Source organism: Streptomyces sp., assembly GCF_036566765.1.
GTDB lineage: Bacteria > Actinomycetota > Actinomycetes > Streptomycetales > Streptomycetaceae > Streptomyces.
In genome coordinates this window covers 1-18310 of sequence record NZ_DATCVQ010000467.1, presented here as the reverse complement: position 1 = coordinate 18310, position 18310 = coordinate 1, and the positions used below count along the sequence as shown (strand labels likewise).

Below are 18310 nucleotides of genomic sequence, written 5' to 3'. Positions count from 1 at the left end.
GCTACTGCTCGACGATCAAGCCCGAGCAGTACGCGAGCAGTAACCCGAGCGGCTGTGACCTGCGGTCGAGCAGTGCCGAGCACCCCGCGAGCAGTACCGATATCGGGGCAAAGTAACCCCGGAATTGGTCTAGTTCGATCTTCGGAGCAAGGTGCATATTATCCAGCTTGCTCACCCCTCGGTCGGTCCTCGGCTACTCCTCGACCGCAGGTCACAGCCCCTCGGGTTACCCCTCGACTGGTCCTCGACGATCAAGGCGAGGGGTAGCGCGAGGACTTCGCCGAGGACTTCTGACCTGCGGTCGAGGACTACGCGAGGGGCTGTCGAGGGGTTCCGATACCGGGGCAAGTCCGGTGCTACGCAGCCGCTACGGCACTGCTACGCCGCAGGTCAGCGCTGCTACATCTGCTGCTACCGAGGTGCTACCCGATCTTGCGTAGCAGCTGGCGTAGCACCTCGTATAGCAGCTGCGACCAGGGGTCTAGCAGTCGAGTAGCACCTGGATGGCGACCGGATTGCCCCGTCTTGCGGGGTGGATAGTGGATCTTCGAGGGTGGATGGAAGCCGGATGGTATCCACCCGCTAGTCGGGGGACGAGACGGGGCAAAGTGGGTGGACAGCCGGTAGGACAGCCGCCCGAAAGGTCTCGAATGCCCCGGACAGGAGGGCGGACAGATGATCTTCGAGGGTGGACGCTGTCCGGACAGCGTCCTACCCCAAGATCATTACGTCCGGGGGATTGTCCGCCCATAACGGGATCAATTGCCAGAGTGTCCTACCCCTGTCCGGGTAGTGAGGTCTGCCAAGGTCTGCCAAACGATCACGCTCCTGACGCCGAATGGCAGACCTCCGGAGACCTCCCGGCAGACCTCGACCTGCGGTTTGGTAGACCTCCGGCAGACTTCTTTGCCCAGCTATGCACCCTGCCCGAGACCCGTACCCGACCCTGCCTGAGCGGGGCAGGGTCGGCGCCTACCGTGCCCGGCCGGGGCAGGGTCAAGGACGGGTTGAGGCAGGGTCGGTCCTGCGGAAAGGCAGGGTCGGGGCGGGGTCCTGACCTGCGTGACTACCGGGGTCACGCAGGTCAGCGCCACGTCGTGACACAGGTCGTGACGGGGGTGTGACCCCCCAGGTCAGACCCGTGACCCGGGTTGTGACGGGTCGTTACCGTCGTCACGACGACAAGCCCCAGAATCACGACCCATCACGACCTCCGTAACGACCTCGACCAGCAGCGTCACGACCCCATCACGACCCGTCTGCCGGGTCGTCGTTCACTCGTTCACCCGGTCGTTCACCCGCGGCCGGCAGGTGAACGAGGACGGCTCTATGCGCGCACGTGCGCACGTGCGCGCGAGGGCGCGTAGAAGTCAAGGGCTCACGGGTGAACGGCTTGAGCCGAGCCGTTGAGCCATCCATGCCGAAGGCCCCCGTACCGTGCCCGGTGGAGTGCGGGCGCGGGACGAGGGCCGCACGGTCATGACGACCGTGGTTGAGAGGGACACCCTGTCCCTCTCAGTTGTGGGCACCGCGCCCACGGGGACCGTGCACGGTGAGAGACGAGCACGGGCCGGTGCTTCCCGGCGGGAAGTCAGTTGGGGGCGAGCGCGGCCTCCGCGCACACCTTGTGTTCCGGTCGGCCGGTGTCCGGGTTCCGCATGAGCGCGGGGCGTCGGCAGCGGACGCACGGCGCCGGGTCGCCGACCGAGGCGTGACGCCAGTCGAGGAGTCGGCCGTGCACGCGTCCGGGGTTCTGGTCGTCGCTCACAGCAGGCTCCTTCGGGGGTGGTTCCGGGCCTTACGGGAAGCGGGTCGCGGGGTTCGTCGTGAACCCCGCGAACCCTTGGGCGTAAAGGGCTTCAGCGGTCCGGGATAGATCGGTAGCCACCTGCGGGAAACGGTCCCCGTAGGAGGAGGGACCGTGCCCCGGGTGTTTGGATCGCACGCTGCAGGGTCGTTGGGATTCGACCTGCGATTGAAGGGCCCGGAAGGGTGGGCGGTAGCTCCCACCCTTTTGGGTTTCGACGTGCTACTTCGGAGCCACCAGGAGGGCCGTCGCGGGCGGCCCGCAGGGGACCGGTACGGGACCCGGGCACGGCTTGTGCGCCTCGTCCTTGTAGGAGGCGGCACCGCAGTACCCGCACCAGACGGCGGAGTCCTGCCAGTACGGGTCCTCCAGCCACACGTGCGTCGACCACGGCGTACCGTCCGCGTACCGCTCCGGGTCCGGGATCCCTTCCAGGGCCATCACGCCGTCACCGGCTTCACGGGCTCGGCGACGGCCGCGGACACGGCCTGCTCGACCGTCTTCGACAGCTGCCGGCCGATCCGGCGAGCCTCCTGCGCGGCGTAGCGCTGCCGTCGCGCTGTCGGCTCGTCGTAGGAGCAGGAGGCCGCGAACTCCGCCATGTCGGCGACGTGGGCGCGGATCGCCGCGTGCGCAAGCGGCTGGTAGTCGACGGGCACCAGGTCCTCCCCGACCCGGCGCCGCTTCAAGTCGCGGGCCACACGGAGAGCGGCCGTCTCCAGCGCTCCCGGCCGCGGGGTGCCGTAGGGCTCCTCGTCGACGTCGATGAGCGCGTACAGGTACGGCTGGCCCGTCTCCTGCACCTCGTAGCAGAGCGGCATCCGGTCCCGGTACAACTCCAGGATCGCGGCGTGCTCGGCGGGGATCTCGACGAGCTTGCCGTCCTCTTGCGGGTAGAACATCGGCGGAGTCTTCACGACCGCGCTCCCTTCCGTGCGGCCATCCAGTCGCGCGCCTGCTCGACGCGGGCGGTGAAGGCCTTCAGGTCTCGGATGAACTGGTCGCACTCCTCGACGTTCAACTCCGCGTAGGGGCCGAACAGGTCGCCCTGGTCGAGGACGAGCATGCCGTCCTCGTCGCCCGGCTCGGGCATCTCGGGCAGGCACAGGCTCGCGGTGAGCTTCAGGTCGCGGGACGACAAGTGCACCTGGTCGTCCGGGATGCCGACCTGCATGTAGGCGCCGCGGTGAAAGATGTCGTCGATCGGGTCGTTCCCGTGGTCGATGACGCACCACTCCGGGCACGACTCCAGCCGGGGGGGACTTGCGATGCGACCTGCGGTCTTCGTGGCCATCACTGGCCCCTTTCCAAGATGCGGTCGAGGAGGGCGGAGAAGTGCCGGGCGCCGTACCGGTCGCACGTGGCGCGGGCCACGATCAGCCGGTCGGCGACCACCTCGGCGGGCGGCAGGGGACGGGCGGGGGTGCCGTTGAACACCGCGGCGTTCTCCGTCGGGCGGGCGATCGTCGAGGACCTCACGACTCACCCCGCAGTCGGATCGCTTCGGCGGCGACGTTCTCCAGCACCCGGGCCGCCGACCGCAGCCCCTCGGCGAGCTGAGGAATGTCCTCGGCGGCGAAGTCGTCCGTGCAGCCCAGGTCCACGGACACGACCGGGTGCGGCTCGGGCTCGATCTCCAGATGCGGGGAGTGGCTGATGTACGCGTGCAGCAGGTGCACGCGGCCGGCGCCGTCCGTCGTCGCCGCAGCCTTCACCCGCGTCGAGTTGTGGGTGATATCCGCCCGGTGCGGGTTGGGCTGCCAGGAGTGGCCGATACACCAGGCCGGCTCAGGCACGGTGACCTCGCCGTGGTCGACGGTGTGCAGCGTCACCGTGCCGTCGCCGTAGCGGGGCGCCCTCCGGACTGGGGAATTTTCCCCAGTCGCCGGGTACGCGCGGTCGAGGGCCGCGGCGAGCGCGTCCATGACGGGCTGCACCTCGGGCGGGTACGCCGTCAGCTGGCCCTGCCTCACGTACCGGTCGAGCTCGATGACGGCCGCGCCGTGCAGCCAGCCCTCGACCTCGCTCCGCACCTCCTCGACCGTCAGGTCCTCGGCGTTGCGGTCCGGGGCGATCTCCGTGAAGCCGATCGACAGGGCCGTCATCAGCTGCACACGGGACAGGGCGTAGGCGACACGCACGACCACGTCCGGGGCAATGTCGTCCCCGTCGTGGAACACCTCGGTCGGGCCGTAGGTGGGCAGCTGGCCTAGGAAGCGGGCCACCTCGGGGAACGCGCGCTCGACGCTTTCCTGCGCCCGCTCCTGCTCGTCGTCGAAGTCGCTCACGCCTGCCGCCCCTCGCGGACACGGCGCAGGGCCTCGTCGGCCTGGCCCGGGTCGCCGTTGTCGTCCAAGCGAGTGGTGACGATGGGCGCGGGCATCTCGGGCACCGGCACGCCGAACGCCTGGGCGAGCAGGTACCGGGCGACGGTGTCGTGCTCCAGCTCGGAGCGGTCGCGCGGCATGGTGAGCAGCAGCTCACCGGTCTTCCGCTGCACCACGGCGCCGAAGAACTCGCGGTCGGTGATGCCGGATTCGATGAGGGTCACGCCCAGCTCGTTGATGAGCACGGGCAGAGGGGTGTCCATCAAGTGGTCAACGGACGGCTTGGACGTGCTGATGGCAGAATGCGCCATAGCGGTTCTCCTGTGTCTGCAGGTGATCCGTTAGGCCCCGGGCAGGTGTTACCAGCACCCGTTTGGGGCCGCCGCCTTTGGGGGGCGACGTGTCCACCATACACATGGTCGTGGTCATAGTGAACACGGAACTGAAGATTACTTCTCCGGGCCCAAGAGGGGCGCAGTACACATGCCGTACATGTGAAAGCTGGAGAGAACCAGCTAACGGAAGCTAAACGAATATGAGAAACATGCAGGTCAGGCCACTGCTACGCGTCTCGCGCTGATCAGCGCGCCGCCCGAAAAGACCTCGTAATGCGTAGGTCTCGGGTTCGAATCCCGAAGGCGGCTCCATGGTGAACCCGCTGGTCAACGGCGGTATGAGACTGGCCCCCGTCAAGATCGCTGACAGGGGCCAGTACGCATTTAATACACGCTGCTTTGATCGCTACGCGTCCGTGAGTGACGCATCGACAAGAGCCAGTGCGACCTTCCGTCCGACGTCGAGAGCGTCGGCCACCTCGTCCAGCCGGTCGGGGAAGAGGTGCCCGTAGATGTTGAGCGTCATGGACGCGTCCTTGTGGCCCAGCATCAGCTGCACGACCTTCACGTCCGCGCCGGCCGCGATGGCGAGCGAGGCGGCCGTATGCCGCAACTTGTGGGGCGTGATCCCCATCCCGGCCAGGCCGGCTTCCTTCACCGCGGGGTCGAAGACCCGGGACCGGAAGTTGGCGTACCGGAGCGGGCCGCCTTCCGGAGCGGTGAACAACAGGCCGTCCGCAGCCTTGCCGTGGGCGAGGGTGCCCAACTCGTCGGCGAACGACCGGGGGAGCGGCACAGAGCGCTTCTCATGGTTCTTCACCGGCCCCAGGGCCAGGACGCCGGACACGTCGGTGTAGTTCTGCACGATCCGTATCCGGCGCTTCGGCACCGACAGCCGGCCCGCCTTCACCGCGGACGCCTCCGCCCACCGGATCCCGCAGTACCCCAGGGTCAGGATCAGCAGCCGGTACTCGCCGGCCGCGAGCGCGAGCCGCTCCAGCTGGCCGTAGGTGAGGTAGACGTGCTCGTCCTCGTCGTCCGGACGCGGCAACTCGTGGTCGTGGCACGGGCTCACGCTGATCCGCTTCGAGAACACGGCGTGCTTCATGACCATGGCCAGCACCCGGTACGCCTTGATGATCCGGGCCGCCCCGAGGAGCTTGCCGGACTTCCCCGGCTTCGTCTCCAGCTCCGTCAGCCAGGCGTTCACGTCCTCCCACTGGATCGCCGCGATCTGCCAGTCACCCCACTTGGGGATCACGTAGTTGTCGAGCAGGTCCCGGTAGTCGCGCTTCGTGGTCCGGCCCACCTTCCGCTTCGACTCGAACCACTCCTCGGCCACAATCCGCACCGCGGTCTTCCCCGACTTCGGGTCCCGGTACGACCCCTTATCCAGGCGGGCCGTGATCGCGTGCACCTCGGCCTCGGCCTGCGGCAGCTTCCCGAACGTCTTCGCCTTGCCCTTGTTGTCCGGCCCGTACCAGCGCACCCGCCACCGGCCCGGCGCCTGGCGCTTACTGCCCGCGCGCTTCGCCGCCTGCCATTTCTCCATGGCTTCCTGGTAGTCCGCGTGAGTCTCGCGGTCCTCGATCCACACCCTGGCCAACTAGTCCTCCTCGCTCGGCAGCAGCTGCATGCGCCGCCCGGGAGGCCGCGCGTACACCTGAAACTGAAGGAGCGCCCCGGAAGGGTCGCCAGGTGCGATCTGCTCGATCGGCATTTCACCGTCGACCCAGTCCCACGCCCGCTCTGCGTCGACGGTCCCCACGCCCGTGATCTCCACTGAGTCCGCGGGGTCGTCCGTCAATGGCAGCAGCAGAGCCGACGGACCGACACGGAGGCAAGCAGCGAGCGCCACGAGGTCGTCGACCGTCACCTGCCGCTGCTGCTTCTCCACCTTGGCCACAGCAGACGGCGTGATCGGGCGACCCGCCTTCTCCATCAGGCCGGCCAGGGCGTAGATGCTCAGGCCCCGAGCCTTCCTGAGCCGTGCCACGTTGGCGGCCACCGTCGCTGCGGTGGGTCCGTACTGAGCTGCAGGGCGCGCGCGGCGCTTCTCGTCGGCCATGAGCAAAAGACTAGGTGGAAGAGGTGTCCATTTCTGCTCCCGGGGTGCTACCTTCATGCTCGTCATGGGATCACTGTATCCACAGAAGTGGTGAATCTGAACACCAAAGGAGACATTAAATGGCTGACGACCTTCTCAGTCCGAAGGAAGTCGCACCGATCTTGCGGGTGACCACGCAGGCACTGGCGAGCTGGCGATGGATGGGAACCGGCCCGGACTACATCAAGACCAGCCCCGGGCGCAGCGGGCGCATCCGGTACAAGCGCAGCGCCATCGAGAAGTGGCTGAACGAGCGCACCGTCTCGGGAGGCCAAGCGGCATGAACCCGGAAAACAACGAACCCCGACACGTTGCAGGTGCCGGGGGTCGTGTAAGCGGTGCGGTGGCCGCAGCCCTCAAGGTAGCGCACACCTCTGACACCGCGAAAGCGGAGACCGACGAGGCGGCCGTCATCGCCGACTACTGGCAGGCGGCGAAAGCCCGCTACAAACGCGGCGACTACGTCGACTACGGCTCCGACGACTGGAAGGCCCTCCCCATCGAGGACCCCCGCAAGATGGCCGGCCTCGTCGCGTTCGCCGAACTCTGGCGCCGCTACAACCCCGAGATCGCCGACGACTTCAACCGGCAGCTACGGGCGCCCGAACCGCTCTGGCAGCGGCCCACGCTCGCCGAACTCAACCAGGCGCACGCCGACATGCTCGCGCGCAACCGCCACAGCAGCAGGAAGGAGGCAGCGTGAGCCTTCCAGCCGAGGACCCGTGGGACGGCGAACTGGACGAACACGGCCAGGTCAAAGACCCCAAGCTGACCGTCGTCACCGACGCCGGGCTACAAGGTCCCGACGGCCTACTGCCCGAGGAGTTCTGGGCAGCACGCGAGCGCCTCCGCCACATCCGCAGCTACGCCCACGCCGCCGGCTGCTCGGGCGACGTGCTGATGCACAGCTGCCTCGCCCGCCTGTCCGGGCTGATCCCGCACACCATCGCGGCAGCATCAGGGATCGGCGGCCGAGCATCCCTGAACCTCTTCGTCGCGACCGTGGGCGGGCCCGGCGCGGGCAAGTCGACCGCATCCAGCCTGAACCGGCATCTCCTGCCCGCACCCGATCCAGAGTTCCGCGACGGCCTGCCCGTCGGCTCCGGTGAGGGGATCGCCGAGGCATTCATGGGTACCGTCGAGGAGGAGACGGGCGAGATCCGGCGCACCAGGGGCGGGGAGAGCGCTCCCGTCATGAAGCGGGTACGGAAGCAGGTCCGCCACAACGCCTACTTCTACATCGACGAGGGGCAGATCCTCGCCAAGCTCGGCGAACGCAGCGGCTCCACGCTCGGCGAGACCCTCCGCCGCGCGGCCGTCGGCGAGACCCTCGGGCAGACCAACGCCTCCGAGGAGCGCACCCGGTACGTCGAGGCGGGCTCCTACAGTCTGGGGCTACTCGTGGGCTTCCAGCCCTCAACTGCCCTACCGGTCCTCTCCGACGCGGGCACCGGCACGCCGCAGCGATTCGTCTGGGGGCGGGCAGAGGATCCGTCCATCCCAGACGCGCCGCCCGTGTCGCCGGGTCCTCTGCCCAAGCTCGAATGCCTTGCCTCGCGGTGGGAGCCGTTCGAGATCACCTACCCCAAGCGGGTCCGCGACCTGCTCTGGAGTGAACGGGTTCTCCGCAACCGCGGCGAGCTGTACGTCCCCGAACTCGACGGGCACGCAGGGCTGATCAAGGTGAAGTTGTCCGCCCTGCTCGCTCTCCTCGACGACCGCTTCGGCGTGACCGAGGAGGACTGGCAGCTCGCCGAGGTCATGTGGGACGCGTCCTGCGCCGTGCGTGACTCGCTCCTCGCGCGTGCGCACCGGGAAGCGGTGGCGGCCAAGCAGCAGCAAGAGGAAGTGAAGCTGCAGGCCGAACTTCGGGCGCACCAGGCGAAGAACGACGACGACGCCACGGTGCAGCGACTCGCCATCCGCGCGCGCGTGTTCGCGCAGAAGGAGAGCGGCCGGACGTTCGGCGAGTTCAGGCGGAGGCTGGCAGGTCGGGACCGCCCGTATGCCGAGCGGGCCGTCGACCGCGCCGAGGCACAGGACTGGATCTTCGTAGAGGACGGGCGGCTGTGCATCAAGACGTCCTAGGCGATGTGGACATGTGGACACGTGGACGCGTGTCCACACACCCCTGTCGCGAAAAAGTGCTCACCGAGAGTGAACCTCGAACCGTCTCTCTCTATGAAAAAACGGACATCAACTCTCACTCGCACGTAAGGAACCCGCGACACAGGGGTGTGTGGACGCGTGTCCACTGTCCACGTGTCCACATGTCCACGCGCCCCGACCACTTCCCCTCTAGCTGCCGCTTTTCGACAGCCACCACAGACCAGGAGTCACCTTGAAGATCACCCCCGGTTCGCCGCTCAGTCTCACCCCCGCCGCACCCGGCTGGTGGGTGAAGCTTCCCGGCATTCGTGACCACTCCCGGATCGTCGCTTGGGCGGTCATCGTGCTCTCGCACCTGGAAGACGGAACCACCTTCACCGGCATCGAACCGGTCTTCTTCTACGAGGGCACCGCCTACACGGAGAGCCAGTGGCTGAAGGACTTCAAGCCTGAGGACGGCATCGAGGTGATCGAGCCGTGACGTCCCACGTCGACGAGCAGGTGGCCGCTCGGATAGCGGCAGCCAAGAACAAGCGGCAGCAGCGGAGGCAGCAGCGGGCCGAGCTCGACGCTGCACGCATCCCCGGCCTGGCGGCCCGTCACAACGCCAAGATGCGCCGCTGGGCGGAGGACGACGAGCCGGGTTTTCCCGGGATCGCAGAAGAACCCGGGGGTGGCGAGTGACCGGGGTCAGCCGCCGCTGCGCCGTCTGCGATCGCCCGTTGAAGGGCGCCAGGGGTCGGGCCTGCGTGCGGGGCTGCGGCGCGTGGGTGTGCCGAACGGTACGCCGCCCGCAGTGTTCCGACGTCCACGGCGGGCAGTGCTCGCACCTTGAGATCCCGGAGGCGGCGTGAGTACCGAGATCCAGTTCGTGCGGACGGCCGCCCTCGTCACTGCGGCGGCCCTCCGCGGCGACGACACCGCCGTCCGCCTCCTCCTGCACACCCTGCCCGCCGACGAGGTCGCGGCGACCTGTGAGGGCGCCGTGCTCGCCATGGCCGGCCTCCTCGCCGAGTTCCTGCCCCCGGACGCCATCGCCCGCGCCGTCACCGAAGCCCAGAACCTGGCCCAGCAGGCCGCCACCGAAAGGAATCACCCGTGACCTCTCCCGCCGAGTTCCAGCGACTGTTCAACCTCTCCGACGAACAGAACACCTCCGACTTCCAGAAGGCGATGGACGCCCACCGCGCCCAGGCGGACGCCGTCCGCGACCGCGCCACGGACGCCATCAAGCGGATCGGGGAGCGCCGCGACCTCACCCCCGAGGCGAAGCGTGCCGCCGCGGCCAAGGTGTACAAGCCGGCCGCCGAGCAGATCCAGCAGGCCCTCGACAAGCACATCGACATGGTCAAGGCGCACAAGCAGGAGCTCGCCCGGAAGGCGTTCGGTGCCGGCACCGCCGCCGACCCCATGACCGCTATGGCCCGGCGCCAGGCCCGCCAGCAGGCCGCCACCGTCACCGACCCCGGCCAGGCCGAGTCGCTGATCCGGGACGCCCACTTCAGCGGCGACCGCGAACTCGCCCGAGCCGTCGCCGCCGTCGCCTTCGAACGCGGCTGGCACGGCGCCGTCGACGCGTGGAACGAGGACGGCAGCAACAACGCCTTCATGAAGCACGTCATCGAGCTGGCACAGATGCCCGACACCAACGACGTCGTCTGGCGCATGAACGTCGCCCAGTCGTACACCAAGCCCATGCCCGGCCTCCTCGACGGGCTGAAGCCGCACGAGATCTCCCGGGCCGCGGACACCGACTTCGGCGACGGCGGTGAAGCCGCGTGATCACCTTCGACCACGACACCGGCAAGGCACAGGACGCCGTCAAGGCTGCACGACGGCGCGGCCTCGCCGTACCCCAGGACATCGACGCCTGTCACGCCATGTGGCAGACCGTCGTCGACGCCGCCCACATGCAGCCGCCGGCCCGGCCCACCGTCGACGACATCCCGGCCACAGCCGAGCAGCTGGCCGCCCTCATCGAGCAGCGAGCACACGACCACCGCATCGCCCTCGCACACCAGCAGGTCGGCAACGACTTCATGGAGCCGGTCTCCCGCAGGTTCAACCAGCTCGTCAAGGACCGCGTGCCCGGCTGGATCCTCGCCCTGCAACCCGAGTTCGCCGGTCTCGTCAAAGCCCTCACCGCGCAGGCGAAGAAGCTCCCCGACAACCTCGACGTGAGCATGCTCGACTGGAACGACCCGAAGGTCACGGCAGCGTGGGAGAAGGCGGAGTCTGCAGCACACCAGCTCGACCAGCTCGTCAACGACCGACGCGATATGGCTCGCGTCCTCGGCGGCGACGGCGGACGGGACAACGCGCTGTACGCGGTAGCCAAGCCGCCCACTCCCAGCGTCGACGACGTCCTCGCCCACAAGCTGCGCGACGAGGTCGGCCCGGCACTTCGGGAGTGGAAGGAGCTGCAGCACCAGCCCGTCAGCCGATGGCTGTACCTCGCACGCTCACCACACTTCACCCTGCAGCTGGCCACACCAGGCGAGGCACGCGAGCGGGCAGCAGCCGTCGACCGCTGGCGCGACGCCATCGCAGGCATGCAGACAGCAGGCTCACGCGGTCAGGCAGTCGCAGCGGTGCGACAGGCATTGGCTGCGTGACCCATGAGCAGGCGTCAAGGGCATCGCGCGAGTGGTCAGCCACCAACACGACGCGAACCTATGGCTGACGAGCAGTCCAATCCTCCAGGGGCGACTGCAAGCGCTCAGCCAGCGCCGACCCGCGGTCCGGCCGGCTCCTCGCTTCGCCGGCCGGACCGCGCACAAACCAGGAGCAAAGGGGTGGGGACGGGGGCTCCCGGGTGATCTTCCAGCCATCGAAGACGTATAGCACCTGACCTTCTGCCTGGGTTTCCTAGGCGTTTTCCGAATCGAGTGACCGAATGGTTACGGAGAGTGCCGAAACTCCCAGACCCGTACACGGGGTCAGCTGCATTACGTCTTCGATGGCTGGAAGATCCACTAGGGGGACCCCTCGCCACTCCCATTCATCCCGATTCGAGGAGATCTGGTGACGAACAACTGGCACACGTCGACCCGTGCGAGCCGGCTGCCGAAGGACTGGGCGAAGCGCCGTAAGGCGGTGCTCGAGGCTCAGCCGACGTGCATGATCTGTGGCGTTCGTCCGTCGACGGTCGCTGACCACATCGTCCCGATGACCGATCGGCACGAACCGGAAGACCTTCAGGGTGTGTGCGATCCGTGCCACCGACAGAAGACTGCCAAGGAGGCTGCCGCGTTCCGTGCTGTTGCGCCTCGACCGACTCGGTTCCGCGGTGACGAGCCGCATCCCGGTCTGCTGTAGCTGTACCTGTCCTTGACCTCTAAGGCCCGCGCCACGGACTGCCTAGGAGGGCAGCGTGTCGCCAGCTATCTCAGTCGGCTCGGTTGAAGTCGACGTTCTACCCAATGCGACAGGCGTGCGGCAACGCATGCAGAACCAGCTCGTTCCTGCCGCGAACGAGGTGGGCGACGAAGTAGGCCGTGTCATCGGCCGCTACATGACGTCGCATATCGCCGACGCGTTCGTGCAGGGCATCAGGAACGGCGGCCGTCAAGCTCAGGCGCCGGCGACCCGTCAGGGCCAGGCGACAGGCGGGGCGTTCGCCCGTTCGTTCAAGGGCCGTGTCGAGGCGGCGCTCCGGGATCTGCCGGACGTCGAGCTGCGTGCGGACGCGTCTGATGCGGAACGTGAGATCCATGCGATCCGGGCGCAGCTGCTGACGCTGCGGGATACCGAGATCGGCGTCGACATCGACGCGACGGAGGCTCAGGCCCGTATCGCCCGGCTGCAGGAGCGCCTGACGCGTCTGTCGACGTCGAGCGCGGACGTGAATGTGCGCCTCGACGCGGGGGCGGCACAAGCTCAGTTGGCCGCGTTCCAGGCGGAGATCAACCGGCTCGACGGGCAGGACATCAATGTCGACGTCGACACCCGCTCCGCGGCGGCGAACTTCAACCTGCTGACGACGTCCGCCATCGCGTTTGGTCCCGCGATCCTGCCGGTGCTGCCGGTCGTCGCGGCCGGCCTGGGCGCGATCGCCGCGGCCGGTACGGCGGCAGCTGCAGGGATCGGCGCGGTCGGCCTGGTCGCCGTACCGGCCTTCAAGCAGATCGGCGGTGTCCTGCAAGCCCAGAAGGCGGCTCAGGACGCGGCGACGCAGTCGACGAACACCGGGGGCCAGGCTGCGGCTGCAGCGTCATCGAGGGCCCTGCAGCTGGCTTCTGCTCAGCAGGCGGTTGCGACGGCGGAGCGCAACGGGGCGAGGCAGATCGCTCAGGCGCAGGCTGCGGTGACTCAGGCTCGCCGTACAGCGGCTCAGGCGGCTGCGAGGGCGGCTCAGGCCGTCGAGGACGCGGAAGACGCCCTGGCGGACTCTCAGCGGGCCGCACGGAAGGCTCAGGAGGATCTGACGGCCGCGCGCCGGACCGCGGCGCAGGAGCTCGAGGACCTCAACACGCGACTGACGGACTCGGTGCTGTCGCAGCGGGACGCCGAGATCGGCCTGAAGGAGGCGACCCTCGAGCGGGACGCGGTCCTGAAGGACGCGAAGTCGACGGAACTCGACAAGCAGAAGGCGCTCCTGCAGTACGACCAGGCCGTTCAGCGCCTGAAGGAGCAGACCACCGAGACCGGGCGCCTGAAGAAGGAGACGGCCGCCGCAAACAAGGCGGGCGTCGAGGGCAGCCAGACCGTCAAGTCGGCGCAGGAGCAGGTTGCTCAGGCTCAGGACACGGTTGCCGACCGGACGAAGGCGCTGCAGCAGGCTCAGGCCGCTCAGGCTCAGACGGCTCAGGACAACGCGGCGAAGATCGCGCAGGCTCAGGAGAATGTGGCGGTCGCTCAGCAGTCCGCGGCGGATGCCGCGGCTTCGGCGGCCCGCCAGCTGCAGCAGGCGTCCCAGACGCAGGCGTCGGCGGCCGGCACGGCGGATGCCGCGGCCACGGCGCAGGCCAAGTACCGGGCCGAGTTGGCGAAGCTGACGCCCTCGGCTCGCGGCACCCTCAACGCGTTCGTCGGCCTGCAGACCGCGTTCAACGCCTGGTCGCGATCCCTGCAGCCGGCCGTGATGCCCATCTTCACCAGGGCCCTGATCGGGATCCGGAACACCCTTCCCACACTCACGCCGTTCGTGCTCGGCGCCGCGGACGCGATCGGCATCCTCCAGGACAAGGTGTCCGCGGAGTTGAAGAAGCCGTTCTGGCAGGGCTTCAAGGCGGATCTGCAGGGCAACGTGAAGCCTGCGATCATCGGGCTCGGCGTGGCGTTCGGGAACGTCTTCAAGGGGATTGCCGGGATCATCGACGCGTTCCTGCCGCACATGGACGGCATTTCGTCGACCATGCAGCGGATCACCGGCAAGTTCGCAACGTGGGCGACCGGGCTGAAGGGGTCGCCGGAGTTTGAGCGGTTCCTGTCGTACAGCGCCGACAAGGCGCCGCTGATCGCCGACACGCTCGGGAAGATCGCGACAGCGTTCCTCAACATCGGCACCGCGCTATCGCCGCTGTCGGGACCGCTGCTGCAGCTGCTCGGCACAACGGCGTCGATCCTCAGCAACATCGCCACCTACCTGCCTGAGCTCGTCATCGGCATCTACGGCCTGTACGTGGGGACGAAGCTGTGGGCCGCTGCTCAGGTCATCGCGAACGGCGCAATGATCGCCTTCAACGCCATCACCTTCGCCGGCCCGTGGGGCTGGATCCTGGTTGCGATCGCCGCCGTCGCCCTGGCGGTCCTGTACATGTACCGGCGCTTCGACTGGTTCCGTGCCGGCATCCAAGCGATCTGGTCGGCGATCCAGACGGCGTCGATGTGGCTGTGGACGAACGTCCTGCAGCCCGTGTTCGCGTACATCTGGACCGGGCTCAAGCAGCTGGGCACCGCGGCGATGTGGCTGTGGACCAACGCGATCAAGCCCGCTTGGGATGCGATCTCACTCGCCGCTCGGATCCTGCTCACGGTCATCACCGTCGCCGTCATCCTCCCGATCGTCCTGGCCGTGAAGGTGCTGGGAGCCGTCATCGGCTGGCTGTGGGAGAAGGCGTTCAAGCCCGCACTGCAGCAGATCGGCGACCAGGCCACGTGGCTGTGGAAGAACGCCATCAAGCCCGCCTGGGCGGCGATCCAGGTCGCAGCGACCTTCATGTGGGAGAAGATCCTCCGCCCGATCTTCCGGAACTTCGTGGAGGGCATGCGGCAGGTCGGCCGTGGCGCTTCGGCCCTGTACACGGGGGCGATCAAACCTGCGTGGGACAGCATCGTCTCCGTCGGCAAGTACGCCTGGGAGAAGGGCATCAAGCCCGTCTTCGACAGCTGGAAGACCATCATCAAGGGCCTTGGCGGTGTCTTCGGGGACGCAGTCGACTCGATCAAAACCCAGTGGGACAAGCTCAAGAGCATTGCGCGGCGGCCCATTCAGTACGTCGTGGACACCGTCTACAACCGGGGCATCGTCGGCGTGTGGTCGAAGGTGGCCGACGCGTTCGGGGCGCCCCCGCTGAAGGAGTTCCACTTCGCCCGCGGCGGCGTCATGCCGGGCTACACCCCGGGCAGGGACGTGCACCGGTTCGTGTCGCCGACGGGCGGCCGGCTGGAGCTCAGCGGCGGCGAGGCCATCATGCGACCGGAGTTCACCCGCGCGGTCGGCTCGGGGTTCGTGAACTCCATGAACGCGCTGGCGCGTTCTCGAGGCGCCCAGGGTGTGAAGGCGGCGCTGGCCCCGGTGTTCGGCGGGAACCCGATGACGGCGACCGATACGACGCTGCGCTATGCGGACGGCGGTGTCTTCGGCTGGATCGGCAAGGGCCTCAACAAGGTCGCGGGTGCCGGGTCGGCGGCATGGAACAAGGTGAAGGAGGGCGTGTCGTGGCTGGGCGACACGATCCTCGGTTCGGCGAAGGCCGGGGTGAAGGCGGCCGTGAACCCGCTCCTGAAGGGCTTCCCGGGGCTGGACACCCGCTTCGGCCAGATGGCCCGGGGCATCCCGACGAAGCTCATCAACGCTCTGTTCGGGTTCTCCAAGACTGCCGACAAGAAGGGCGGCGCTGGCGGGGTCGGCGGCCCGCGTATCCAGGAGGCGCTGAAGTGGGCGAAGGCTCAGGCCGGTAAGCCGTACATCTGGGGCGGGGTCGGCCCGAAGGGCTTCGACTGCTCGGGGTTCATGGGCGCGATTGAGAACGTGATCCGCGGCCTCAAGCCGAACACCCGGCGCTGGGCCACCGGAGCGTTCTCCGGGAACACGGCCCCGGCCGGCTGGGTGAAGAACGGCAGCTCCGCCTTCCGTATCGGCATCACCAACGCGGGCGTCGGCCACACGGCGGGCACCCTCGGGAAGACGAACGTCGAGAGCCGGGGCGGGCAGGGCGTCGTCGTGGGCAAGTCGGCCCGCGGCTACAACAACCCGCTGTTCACGTCGTGGTACGGCTTCCAGCCCGGCAAGTACGACAGCGGCGGCTACCTGCAGCCGGGCATGAACCTGGCGTTCAACGGCACGGGGCGCCCGGAGCCTGTGTTCACCAGCTCGCAGGCGAACGCGCTGATGTCCGCGGCGAAGCAGCAGGTTGCCGTTGGCCTCCAGCCGGGCGACTCCCTGTCGCTGGTGGTCGACGACCAGCGCTTCACCGCCTACGTCGACAACCGCGCCGACAACCGGGTGAGCGTCAGTCAGCAGCGGCTCATCCAGAGCCTCAACGCGAGCTGACAAACCATCAGGGAAGGTGGGCGAAACCCGGGCACTTCGGGTGCTCGGGTTGCTGCTCAGCTACTGCTCAGAGGTGCTCGACCGCAGGTCAGCGCTGCTCAGCCAACTGCTCAGGCGCTGCTCAACGGATGCTCTGAGCAGCGGCTGAGCAGTAGCTTGAGCAGCTGTGACCTGCGGTCGAGCAGTGCCGAGCACCCCGCGAGCAGTACCGATACCGGGGCAAAGTGACCTCCGGAATTGGTCTAGTTGGATCTCTGGCGTGAGGGCGGACAGCCCCCGGACAGTCGCCCGGAAGATCCTGCTTTGCCCCGGACAGGAACCCGGACAATCGATCTCCGCACCCGGACAGCGTCCGGACGCTGTCCACCCCCTGTCCTACCTCGGAGGCCAATCTGTCCGGGGGCAAACCGGGTCATGTCCTACCCCCCGTCCACCTAGTTTGCGGTGGTATGCACCCTGCCAGGACCCTGCCCCGACCCTGCATCGCTGCAGGTCGCACCCTGCCAGGACCCTGCCGGAATCTGGCAGGGTCACCGCTCGACCCTGCCCCAACCGGGCAGGGTTTCGGCAGGGTCGCCGACTCTCTGACCTGCACTCCTGGCAGGGTCCGGCAGGGTCGGGGCAGGGTGCATAGCGGGGCAATCCGGTATGGCGTGAGGTCGGACAAGGTCTGCCAAACCGCAGGTCGAGGTCGGACAGAGGTCTGACAAACGATCTCCATTCCTTGATCGTCTGTCCGACGTTGGCAGACCTCTGTCCGACCTGCCCGACGCTGCGACCTGCAGCGCGGTAGACCTTGTCCGACCTCTGTCCGACCCACATATGCGGGCAAAGCGGTTGTGACGGAGGTCGTGACAGGTCGTTATCGCCGTCACGACGACAAGCCCCAGAATCACAACCCATCACGACCTCCGTAACGACCTCCACCTGCAGCGTCAAGACCCGGGTCACGGGTCTGTGACCAGGATGGTCACAGTGGTCACACCCCCGGGTCACGGCCGTGACCCTGACCTGACTGCGACCTGACGGCTGGCGCCTCAAACCCTCCGCCAGTCAGGTCCCGTCACCTCGACGTCAGGTCAGACGTCAGCCTCTGACCTTGGGCCGTCAGGTCGCCGTCACCCTGGTATGAACCCGGCAGTTGCCCGGTTTGCACCCGGCGCAGACCCGGCAGAGACCCGGTGGGGTACCCGGATTGTGGGTACCCCTGCCGACCTTCTGCCGGGGTCCCGCCGACCTGTTGCCGGGTCTGCGCCGGGTGTCTGCCGGGGTCTCCATAGCGTGGAGGCCCCTTCGTTCACCCGCCCGTTCACCCGCGCCGGCAGGTGAACGAGGACGGCTCTATGCGCGCACGTGCGCGCGTGCGCGTGTGGGCGCGTAGAAGTCAAGGGCTCACGGGTGAACGGCTTGAGCCGAGCCGTTGAGCCATCCAGGCGAGTGGGCGTGATCTTCGTGCTGAAACGAAACTCGAAACGGAAAGGCCCCCGTACCGTGCCCGGTGGAGTGCGGGCGCGGGACGAGGGCCGGAAGCTTCCCGATGCCGGGAACCTTGGACCGTGCACGGTGAGAGACGAGCACGGGCGGTGCTTCCCGAGCGGTTCGATGGGGCGCACCCGGAGGCGCGTCCCGCCCTTACGGGAAGCGGGTTGTCGAGGGGTACGGACTAGCCCGTACCCCTTGGGCGTAAAGGGCTCCAGCGGTCCGGGATAGATCGGTAGCCACCTGCGGGAAACGGTCCCCGTAGGAGGAGGGACCGTGCCCCGAAGACTTGGATCGCACGCTGCAGGGTCGTTGGGATTCGACCTGCGATTGAAGGGCCCGGAAGGGTGGGCGGTAGCTCCCACCCTTTTGGGTTTCGACGTGCTACTTCGGAGCCACCAGGAGGGCCGTCGCGGGCGGCCCGCAGGG

Annotated in this window: 19 protein-coding genes; 10 read left to right on the top strand and 9 right to left on the bottom strand. The window is 68.0% G+C overall.

Features of this window, described 5'->3' with window-relative positions; translation table 11 throughout:
• Positions 1-1591: 1591 nt before the first annotated feature.
• The 9 genes from VIU94_RS27785 to VIU94_RS27745 all read right to left on the bottom strand — a co-directional run bounded on the left by VIU94_RS27785 (position 1592) and on the right by VIU94_RS27745 (position 6537).
• On the bottom strand, positions 1592-1768 hold the full coding sequence (locus tag VIU94_RS27785; RefSeq protein WP_331915266.1) for a hypothetical protein: 177 nt from the start codon (positions 1766-1768) through the stop codon (positions 1592-1594).
• A gap of 261 nt (positions 1769-2029) precedes the next feature.
• Positions 2030-2248 (bottom strand): hypothetical protein, encoded by a 219-nt coding sequence (locus VIU94_RS27780; protein ID WP_331915264.1) that lies wholly within the window; start codon positions 2246-2248, stop codon positions 2030-2032.
• Positions 2248-2724, bottom strand: coding sequence for a hypothetical protein (locus tag VIU94_RS27775; protein ID WP_331915262.1), 477 nt, complete (start codon positions 2722-2724; stop codon positions 2248-2250). Before VIU94_RS27775 ends, VIU94_RS27780 begins: the two co-directional genes overlap by 1 nt.
• Positions 2721-3101: a DUF6907 domain-containing protein gene (locus VIU94_RS27770; protein ID WP_331915260.1), complete on the bottom strand. Its 381-nt coding sequence runs from the start codon at positions 3099-3101 to the stop codon at positions 2721-2723. The genes VIU94_RS27775 and VIU94_RS27770 overlap by 4 nt, the downstream gene beginning before the upstream one ends.
• Positions 3101-3286, bottom strand: a complete 186-nt coding sequence (locus tag VIU94_RS27765; RefSeq protein ID WP_331915258.1) for a hypothetical protein — start codon at positions 3284-3286, stop codon at positions 3101-3103. The genes VIU94_RS27770 and VIU94_RS27765 overlap by 1 nt, the downstream gene beginning before the upstream one ends.
• Complete coding sequence (locus VIU94_RS27760) at positions 3283-4095, bottom strand: DUF6907 domain-containing protein (protein ID WP_331915256.1); 813 nt, start codon at positions 4093-4095, stop codon at positions 3283-3285. The genes VIU94_RS27765 and VIU94_RS27760 overlap by 4 nt, the downstream gene beginning before the upstream one ends.
• Positions 4092-4445, bottom strand: coding sequence for a hypothetical protein (locus VIU94_RS27755; protein WP_331915254.1), 354 nt, complete (start codon positions 4443-4445; stop codon positions 4092-4094). The genes VIU94_RS27760 and VIU94_RS27755 overlap by 4 nt, the downstream gene beginning before the upstream one ends.
• 430 nt (positions 4446-4875) lie before the next feature.
• The gene (locus VIU94_RS27750; protein ID WP_331915268.1) at positions 4876-6066 is read right to left on the bottom strand and encodes a tyrosine-type recombinase/integrase; all 1191 of its coding nucleotides are present in this window, start codon (positions 6064-6066) and stop codon (positions 4876-4878) included.
• Positions 6067-6075: 9 nt separating this feature from the next.
• Positions 6076-6537 (bottom strand): helix-turn-helix domain-containing protein, encoded by a 462-nt coding sequence (locus tag VIU94_RS27745; RefSeq protein ID WP_331915252.1) that lies wholly within the window; start codon positions 6535-6537, stop codon positions 6076-6078.
• Positions 6538-6656: 119 nt separating this feature from the next.
• Between VIU94_RS27745 and VIU94_RS27740 the strand changes: the two genes are divergently transcribed.
• The 10 genes from VIU94_RS27740 (at position 6657) to VIU94_RS27695 (ending at position 16402) form a co-directional block, all read left to right on the top strand.
• Complete coding sequence (locus VIU94_RS27740; protein ID WP_331915250.1) at positions 6657-6860, top strand: helix-turn-helix domain-containing protein; 204 nt, start codon at positions 6657-6659, stop codon at positions 6858-6860.
• Positions 6861-6919: 59 nt separating this feature from the next.
• A complete protein-coding gene (locus VIU94_RS27735; protein ID WP_331915248.1) occupies positions 6920-7279 on the top strand; it encodes a hypothetical protein in 360 nt (119 codons plus the stop codon).
• On the top strand, positions 7276-8664 hold the full coding sequence (locus VIU94_RS27730; RefSeq protein WP_331915246.1) for a hypothetical protein: 1389 nt from the start codon (positions 7276-7278) through the stop codon (positions 8662-8664). Before VIU94_RS27735 ends, VIU94_RS27730 begins: the two co-directional genes overlap by 4 nt.
• A gap of 253 nt (positions 8665-8917) precedes the next feature.
• Entirely contained in the window at positions 8918-9166 is a 249-nt protein-coding gene (locus VIU94_RS27725) for a hypothetical protein (RefSeq protein WP_331915244.1), read from the top strand.
• Positions 9163-9369, top strand: a complete 207-nt coding sequence (locus tag VIU94_RS27720; protein ID WP_331915242.1) for a hypothetical protein — start codon at positions 9163-9165, stop codon at positions 9367-9369. The genes VIU94_RS27725 and VIU94_RS27720 overlap by 4 nt, the downstream gene beginning before the upstream one ends.
• Positions 9370-9535: 166 nt before the next feature.
• Positions 9536-9787: a hypothetical protein gene (locus tag VIU94_RS27715; protein WP_331915240.1), complete on the top strand. Its 252-nt coding sequence runs from the start codon at positions 9536-9538 to the stop codon at positions 9785-9787.
• The gene (locus tag VIU94_RS27710; protein ID WP_331915238.1) at positions 9784-10467 is read left to right on the top strand and encodes a plant Invertase/pectin methylesterase inhibitor family protein; all 684 of its coding nucleotides are present in this window, start codon (positions 9784-9786) and stop codon (positions 10465-10467) included. The genes VIU94_RS27715 and VIU94_RS27710 overlap by 4 nt, the downstream gene beginning before the upstream one ends.
• A complete protein-coding gene (locus tag VIU94_RS27705; RefSeq protein WP_331915236.1) occupies positions 10464-11300 on the top strand; it encodes a hypothetical protein in 837 nt (278 codons plus the stop codon). Before VIU94_RS27710 ends, VIU94_RS27705 begins: the two co-directional genes overlap by 4 nt.
• Before the next feature lie 409 nt (positions 11301-11709).
• Positions 11710-12003 (top strand): HNH endonuclease, encoded by a 294-nt coding sequence (locus VIU94_RS27700; protein WP_331915234.1) that lies wholly within the window; start codon positions 11710-11712, stop codon positions 12001-12003.
• Positions 12004-12130: 127 nt separating this feature from the next.
• Complete coding sequence (locus tag VIU94_RS27695) at positions 12131-16402, top strand: hypothetical protein (protein WP_331915232.1); 4272 nt, start codon at positions 12131-12133, stop codon at positions 16400-16402.
• Positions 16403-18310 lie beyond the last annotated feature (1908 nt).